At 46.1% G+C, this 501-nt stretch carries 1 protein-coding gene; it reads right to left on the bottom strand.

Going from position 1 to position 501, the window contains the following annotated elements; genetic code table 11:
• Positions 1 to 48: 48 nt before the first annotated feature.
• A partial coding sequence (locus R7093_RS28565) for a YchE family NAAT transporter (RefSeq protein ID WP_318147453.1) occupies positions 49 to 501 on the bottom strand: 453 nt, incomplete at its 5' end.

The following is a 501-nucleotide window of genomic DNA, read 5'->3' as shown; positions in this document are numbered from 1 at the left end:
CAAAGCGATCCATTGTTGAATCGCTCTATCATAACGTCATTAATAAAATCAGGCTAATCCAGGAAACAAGTTACGTAAGCCGTTTGCAATAAACTCGATGCCTAGCGCTCCAAGAATCAAACCCATGATACGTGTGATCACGTTGATGCCTGTTTGACCCAAGAAACGAACGATCAAAGGTGCCGAACGAAATAGCAACCAAGAACAAAGGCAAAACAGACCAATCGTGATAACGATGCCCACGGTATCGAACATACTTGGGTAACGCGCGCCATAAACGATTGTTGAGCTGATTGCACCAGGACCAGCCATTAGAGGCATCGCTAGTGGTACAACGCCGATCTGTTCGCGGCTAACGTACTCAGATTTTTCTTGTTTGTTCTGCTTATCCTCACCGAGCTTACCGCTCATCATCGAAAAGGCGATGCTTAACAGCAGCAAGCCACCCGCCACTCGGAATGAATCCAGTGAAATACTGAACATATCCAACAGTAACTGACC

The sequence above is a fragment of the Vibrio sp. 1580 genome, assembly GCF_033340055.1.
This window is presented reverse-complemented; position numbering and strand designations above follow the sequence as displayed.